Origin of the sequence: Jeotgalibacillus sp. R-1-5s-1 (assembly GCF_004405105.1) — a bacterium.
Lineage (GTDB): Bacteria > Bacillota > Bacilli > Bacillales > Jeotgalibacillaceae > Jeotgalibacillus.
Genome location: NZ_SORW01000013.1, coordinates 1 through 1392, shown reverse-complemented (window position 1 = coordinate 1392; position 1392 = coordinate 1). Strand labels below are relative to the sequence as shown.

At 43.8% G+C, this 1392-nt stretch carries 2 protein-coding genes; both read right to left on the bottom strand.

The annotated features are described in order from the left end of the window. Nucleotides 1-127 precede the first annotated feature (127 nt). A complete protein-coding gene (locus E2491_RS07090) occupies nt 128-1006 on the bottom strand; it encodes an IS3 family transposase (protein WP_244093889.1) in 879 nt (292 codons plus the stop codon). A gap of 11 nt (nt 1007-1017) precedes the next feature. Then, complete coding sequence (locus E2491_RS07085) at nt 1018-1314, bottom strand: transposase (RefSeq protein WP_134373563.1); 297 nt, start codon at nt 1312-1314, stop codon at nt 1018-1020. Nucleotides 1315-1392: the final 78 nt, after the last annotated feature.

Genomic DNA, 1392 nt, shown 5'->3' with positions numbered 1-1392 from the left:
TGGTCTTCTGTCAATAAAGTGGACACTAAATAAACCTTCTTATCTTTTGAAGCCTAGCGCGCTTTGCTTGCTCAACCAGCCATCACCATCGGTTCAAAGGCGAACCGATGGTGATGGCTGGTAACGTTTAAGAAACCGTCTTCCGTGAGGAGGCTTGATGCTTTTTTTCATAAGCCACTGGTGATAAATAGCCAAGTGTTGAATGACGTCTTCGTAAGTTATAGAATTCACCAATATAACGACTGATCTCTTTTCTTGCTTCTTCACGTGTGCTGAAGTGATGTCGATACACCAGTTCTTTTTTCAATGTCGCATGAAACGATTCGATGCAGGCATTGTCATAAGGATCGCCTTTTCTGCTCATGCTGATTTGGATCTGATGACGATCCAGCTCTTTTGTGTAGTCATCCGCGCAATACTGGGATCCACGATCAGAATGATGAATCAGAGGTCCAGTCGGATTCCTTAGTAATAGTGCTTGTTGAAGCGCATCAAGCGGCAATTCTTTCTTCATGGTGGAATCTAAGCTCCAACCAACAATTTTACGGGAAAACAAATCCATGACACTTGCGAGATAGAGCCACCCCTCTCTTGTTCGGATGTAGGTGATGTCCGACACCCAGGCTTCATTAGGCGCATCAACATCGAACGTGCGATTCAGATGATTAGGATAGACATCTTGATCGTGATTCGAGTCTGTTGTCACGACGAATTTTTCTTTTGGCGATGCACTCAATCCCATCTCTTTCATGAGTTTACCAATTGTCCGTTCGGACACCGAATAACCCCATGATTTAAGATCCTGATGAATACGAGGACTCCCATATAAACCATAGCTTTCATAGTAAGATCGTTTGATCTTCTGTTTGAGTTCTTCCTGCCAAGCTTGACGTGCCCGTCGTTTCTCAGAGTTCTGTTCCTGACGCCATTTGTAGAAGCCGCTTTTTGACACCTCCAGTACTTTGCACATCTTCACTACGCTGTATTCACCAATATGATTTTGGATAAATACATAGACTACGTTCGGCTTTTGGCGAAGACATGCATGGCCTTTTTTAAGATTTCAATCTCCTCATCTCGCTCTTTCAAGGCTTTCTCTGCTTCGTGTAGTCGCTGCTCGATCTCTGTTGGCGTCAACAATGGGGCATCTGGCGTTGCTGGACTCTGTTTTTTCAACCGGTAGGCTTTTCCCCATTCCCGCACAGTTGTCGGGTGCACATCGTACTCATAAGCCAGGTCCGTTGCTTTTCTTCCTTCTTCAATATACAGCTTGGCAATATACTCTTTCTCTTCTGGTCTTTTTTGTTTCCGCATGTTGAACACGTCCTTTTTATTGGTATCCTCAGTATGATAAAAAGGATATCTACGTGTCCACTTTTTATTCTAACTTCA